Here is a 4906-nt window from a genome sequence, read left to right as displayed (position 1 = left end):
GGCCGGCAGCGGCTCGCCGCCTCCGGTCGCGGGCGGCGGGGGTGCGTCCGAAGCGGAGGGGGCGGTGGGGGCCTGTCCCGCGTCATACGCCGCCTTGACCGCCCCAGGAGGCGGCGGCGGGCCGCCGGGAGCCCCCATCACCGGCGACAGGCTCAGGTTCACCTGCCCGGACGCGCGCAGCTGCTGCAGCGAACTCATGATCCGGTTGTAGTCATCCGCCGACCCCGGCGTGCCCATCGCATTGAGGAAGGTGAGCACCCCCAGATCCCGCAGTAGCCGATCGGCCTGGCCACCACCCCCACCACCGCCGGGGCCGCCCATCGGATTGCCCCCCATCATGCCGCTATTGCTGAGCGCGGTATCGGCCTTGGCCTGCAGGTCCATCGCCGCTGCTTTGGCCTTGTCGAGGAGCCCCATGACGCATCCCTTCGGACGGTTCCACCAATGACTCCAAAACCATATCCCCGGAGGCGACAATCGCCTACGGTTTGCTAAACATGCAGGGCTACTCCGGCCCGGCTCGATCCACTAGGGGATGACACGGAATGACCATTCACGGCTCGCTCTTCACCGACTTCAAGGAGCGCGAGACCCAGGACCCCTTCTCGCTGCAGAACAAGAAGCTGCTGCGCGTCGACATGCGCTATGGGGAGGTCATGGCCAAGGCGGGCTCAATGGTGGCGTACCAGGGGGATGTGCGCTTCACCAAGCAGAGCTCCGGGCTCGGCCGCATGTTCAAGTCGGCGATGACCGGCGAGGGCGTCTCGATGATGACCTGCTCGGGCCAGGGCGACCTGTTCTTGGCCGACGACGCGGGCGACGTCCAGATCATCTACTTGCAGGATGACGCTGTCTCGGTCAATGGCGCCAACGTCCTCGCGTTCAGCAATTCGATCCAGTGGGACATCCACCGCATCCAGGCGCGCGGCGCCGCGATGACGGGCGGGCTCTACAACGTCAGCCTGCGCGGCACCGGCTACGTCGCGATCACCACCAAGGGCGAACCGGTGGCCTTGGACGTCGCCTCCTCCCCCACCTTCGGCGACGCCCAGGCGGTGGTCATGTGGACCGCCGGCGTGCGGATGGATGTGCGCGTCGACACCGGCGGAATCGGATCGATGATCCGCGGCGGCACCGGCGAACTCCTCCAGATGGCGTTCTCCGGCCAGGGCTATGTCCTGGTCCAGCCGAGCGAGTCGGTCACCGATGGCGGTCACCAGCAGCAGAGCGGTGGCTCCGGCAGCATGCTCGGCGGGTTGTTGAGCTGATTCATGACGTATGCCGAGTGGTCACCTCCGCGGTGACCACTCGGCATACGTCGTGCTCGGCTCCGGTCGCCGGGGTCGGGCTACTTGTCGTACCACGCCTTCTCGGCGGCCTCGTCCACAACCTCCGCGTCCGGCCACCCGGTCGGCACCGACGCGCCGGCGTCCGCGGGCGTCTCGGCGGCACCAGCCTGGGGAGCACCCGCGTCGGGAGCGCCATACGGATGCGAGGGGAAGGGCGCCGCGGTCGCGGTCGGTGACGGCTGGTAGTCGGCGGCCGGGCTCGCGCTCCCGGCGGGCCGCTGGTCGGCGACCTTGTCTACGGCCGACCCCAGGGCAGCACCGAACTTCACAGCCTTGTCGTGGTACTTGCCATCGGTCCGCTCATCGAGCTTCGCGGTGGCCTTGGACACCCATTCGTCGACCTTGTCGCGGTTGTCGTGGGCGAGGCTGCCCGCCTGTGCTTTGACGTCGGCGACGGTCTTTTGGGCGAACTGGCTCAACTGCTCGAGTCGACGATCCAGATCGAGGTCATCGATGGTCTTCTTGAGGTTGTCGTTGAGGTTGCTCATGCTCGGGTCATCCCCCTGTTGTCGTGCCTCGGCGCTCACGGCGCCGTCTTCGCAACCAACGTAGCCTCCCCGCGATCTGTTCCCCCGGTCGCCACCCGGGCGTCGCCGATCATCACCCCGGAAACAGCCCGGTTCAGTCCTCGCGCAGGCAGATCAGGTGCGCCACCAGCGCGGTCCACCCGGTCTGGTGCGAGGCGCCGAGACCCGCGCCGGTGTCGCCGTGGAAGTACTCGCTGAAGGTCGGATGCGCCTGCCATAACGGCCCGGTCGGCACGTGCCGGGGATCGCTCGGGCGACGGCCGTCGGCGCCGATCCGGAACAACCCGACCAGGCGCGAGTCGATCTCGGCGGCGGCGTCCCCGATGCCTCGGAACTGTCCCGCGTCCGTCGGGAACTCGATCTGCAGATCGGCGCCCATGCCCGCGGCATACGTCCGAAGAGCATCGGTGAGCAGGACATTGACCGGCATCCACACCGGGCCGCGCCAGTTGGAGTTGCCGCCGAAGAGCGCGCTGTCGGACTCCCCCGGCTCGTAGGTCATCACGAGATCGGCGCCTTGCAGGTTCAGGGTGACGCCGTCGCGATAGGCGGCGGACATGGACCGAATCCCGTATGGCGAGAGGAACTCCTCCTCATCGACCAGCCGCCGCACGAGCCGGACCAGGCGGTCGGGAGTCAGGACGGACAAGGTGTCGTCAGCGTCGCTGACGTGGATGAGGGCGTCGAGCAGCTCAGGGCGGCGAGCGCGCAGCCATTCGCGGTGCCCGGTGAAGTCGGGCAACGAGGCGTCCACCCACTCGGGCATCGTGGTGACCGCGATCAGCGGGAGCAGCCCGACCATCGACCTCAACCGGACCTTGGACGTTGTCGAGTCGGGTGCCACGAGGACGTCATAGAAGAAACCGTCCTCCTCATCCCACAGTGCGACATTGTCGGAGCCGAAGGTCTCCATCGCCTCAGCGATCGCCAAGAAGTGCTCGAAGAACTTGGTGGCGACCTCGTCGAAGGCGCGATCGTGGCGCGCCAACTCCCAGGAGATCCGGAGCATCACCAAGGAGTTGAAGGCCATCCAAGACGTCGCGTCGGACTGCTCCAGCCGCGACCCATCGGGCAGCCGGGCACTGCGGTCGAACGGCCCGACGTTGTCCATGCCGAGGAAGCCACCCTCGAACAGATTGGAGCCGTCGGCGTCCTTGCGATTGACCCACCACCCGAAGCAGAAGAGCAGCTTGGTGAAGACGCGGGTCAGGAACTCGCGATCGCGGCTGCCGTCGATGCGATAGACGAGCCAGGCGGCCCACGGGTGCACTGGCGGGTTGACGTCGCCAAAGTCCCATTCGTATGCGGGGAGCTGACCGTTGGGATGCATCGCCCACTCTCGACACATCAACGTCAGTTGATCCTTGGCGAAGGCCGGATCGATGTGGGCGAGCGCGACGCAATGGAAGGCGAGGTCCCAGGCGGCGAACCACGGGTACTCCCATTCATCCGGCATCGAGATGACGTCGGCGAGGGCGAGATGACGCCAGCGGCTGTTGCGCCCGCGCAGGCGCGCGCTCGGTGGCGGCGGACCGGTGGGGTCGCCTTCAAGCCACTGGCGCACGTCATACCGATAGACCTGCTTGCACCAGAGCATGCCGGCGAACGCGCGGCGGGCGATGAGGATATCCTCCGCCGACGTCTCTTCGGGTATGACGCGTCCATAGAACGCGTCCGCCTCGTCTCGGCGGTTGATGCAGATGTCGGCGAAGTCGGCGAACGGGTCCTCTCCTCGGACGTCGGCATCGCGGGTCAGTCGCAGCCGGACCGTGACCGTCTCCCCCGGGGGGACGGCCTCCCAGTGCCACCAGAAGGCGGCCTTGGTGCCATAGGCGGGCCGAAGCAGGGAGGAGTCGCCGTCGACGACGGCGGCATTGATCGCGTCTTTGGGGTGGGGGCTACCGCCAGCCTGCCCGAAGGCGCGCTGCATGTTGGTCTCGTTGTCGCAGAACAGGATTCGAGGATCACCGTCGGCGACGACGCGATAGCGCCCCAGGTAGCCGTGCTCGGCGAGGAGCGCCGACCGCCCACCCGGACCCTGGAGTTGACGCAGCCGCGGCACGCGATCATCGCGCCCCCAGGACCAGGTGTTGCGGAACCACACGTGCGGTAGGAGATGTAGCGGCGCCGGATCGGCGCCGTGGTTGGTGGCGCTGATGTCGATCAGGACGTCGTCGGGAGCCGCCTTCGCGTGGGTGATGACGATGTCGAAGAACCGGTCGCCCTCCAGAATCCCGGTGTCGGCGAGTTCGAGTTCCTCCTGCGAACGGTCGCGGCGCGCCGACTCGGCCACGAGGTAGTCGTAGGGGTAGGCCGACTGCGGATAGCGATAGAGGGATTGCGCCCACGAGTGGGTCGGGGTCGCATCCAGATGCCACCAGTACTCCTTGACGTCCTCGCCGTGGTTTCCCTGCGGGTTCGTCAAGCCGAACAGTCGCTCCTTGAGGCGGTCGTCGCGTTCGTTCCACACGGCCATACCGAGGTTGAGGAAGCCGTAGCGATCGCACAGCCCGGCGATGCCGTCCTCCCCCCAGCGGTAGGCCCGCGCATGGGACTGCTCGAACGGGAACGCCGCCCAGGCGTCCCCATTGGCCGAGTAGTCCTCCCGGACTGTCCCCCACTGGCGGCCCGCGACATACGGCCCCCACAGACGCCACGGTGAACCCGGGTCCGGCGACTCGGCCAACCGTTGGTGCTCAGGCGTGGGCTCGGATGCCGTTCCCGAGGGACGATCGGACGACGCAGTCATCTGCTCACTCTCTCAGCCCACGCGCGTCCGCCAGCCTGTGAATCCTCCGTGAATCCGAACCGGGCGATGGGTAGTTGTCGGTGGCCCGAATTAGAGTCGCGCCATGGCGATCCGTATGCCGCGGCGCAGGTCCGCGGCGAGTGTGCAGCCCGGCGCGTCGCCGGGCCGCCCTTCGGCGCGCCGCTGGCTCCCGATGCTTGCCATGACTCTTGTCGCCCTGGTGGCAATAGCGGCGCTGTGGCGCACTTTCACGCTGCCGAAGCCCTACACGGATGCGGCAG

General features: G+C 67.6%; 4 protein-coding genes. 1 reads left to right on the top strand and 3 read right to left on the bottom strand.

All coding sequences use genetic code 11. The features are described 5' to 3' along the window. On the bottom strand, positions 1-417 hold a 417-nt coding region (locus tag BN13_RS19735; RefSeq protein ID WP_048548073.1), incomplete at its 3' end, for a hypothetical protein. Between the two features lie 128 nt (positions 418-545). Between BN13_RS19735 and BN13_RS15270 the strand changes: the two genes are divergently transcribed. Continuing rightward, entirely contained in the window at positions 546-1268 is a 723-nt protein-coding gene (locus tag BN13_RS15270; RefSeq protein WP_048548072.1) for an AIM24 family protein, read from the top strand. An 80-nt stretch (positions 1269-1348) separates the two neighbouring features. Here the strand turns inward: BN13_RS15270 and BN13_RS15265 are convergent, their stop codons facing one another. After that, on the bottom strand, positions 1349-1837 hold the full coding sequence (locus BN13_RS15265) for a hypothetical protein (protein WP_048548071.1): 489 nt from the start codon (positions 1835-1837) through the stop codon (positions 1349-1351). Positions 1838-1970: 133 nt separating this feature from the next. Continuing rightward, positions 1971-4625 carry an MGH1-like glycoside hydrolase domain-containing protein gene (locus BN13_RS15260; protein ID WP_048548070.1) on the bottom strand — a complete coding sequence of 885 codons (2655 nt, stop codon included), beginning with the start codon at positions 4623-4625 and terminating at the stop codon, positions 1971-1973. Positions 4626-4906: the final 281 nt, after the last annotated feature.

Source organism: Nostocoides jenkinsii Ben 74 (assembly GCF_001046875.1).
Classification (GTDB): domain Bacteria; phylum Actinomycetota; class Actinomycetes; order Actinomycetales; family Dermatophilaceae; genus Nostocoides_A; species Nostocoides_A jenkinsii.
The sequence above is the reverse complement of the archived record's forward strand: the minus strand, read 5'-3'. Positions and strand labels throughout refer to the sequence as shown.